The sequence below is a fragment of the Streptomyces griseus subsp. griseus genome (genome assembly GCF_000720255.1).
Lineage (GTDB): Bacteria > Actinomycetota > Actinomycetes > Streptomycetales > Streptomycetaceae > Streptomyces > Streptomyces griseus_I.
This window is the reverse complement of record NZ_JOJE01000200.1, coordinates 1-320: the sequence shown is the minus strand read 5'-3', so window position 1 is coordinate 320 and position 320 is coordinate 1. Positions and strand designations below refer to the sequence as shown.

1 protein-coding gene is annotated in these 320 nt (G+C 66.2%); it reads left to right on the top strand.

The window, feature by feature from the left end; all coding sequences use genetic code 11:
* Positions 1-320, top strand: a 320-nt coding sequence (locus IG99_RS43780) for a condensation domain-containing protein (protein WP_037684634.1), incomplete at both ends; no start/stop codon positions are given.

Sequence of the window (320 nt, the reverse complement as noted above, 5' to 3'; positions counted from 1 at the left end):
GCGCGGACCGGGTTCCCGGGTTGTTCATCAACACCCTGCCGGTGCGTCTCGACACCAGCCGCGGCGGCGTGCTGGATACGGTCCGGTCCATGCAGGCTGCTCTGGCGGAACTGCTGGTTCACGAGCATGCCCCGTTGGCGTTGGCACAGCGCATGAGCGGTGTGGCTGCCGAAGCGCCGCTCTTCACTGCCCTGTTCAACTACCGGCACAGTGCGGGTGCGGCGGACGCCGATATGGAAGTGGAGGGGATCGAAGTCCTCTTCGCCCAGGAGCGGACCAACTATCCGCTGACGGTGTCGGTGGATGACACCGGTGACGGG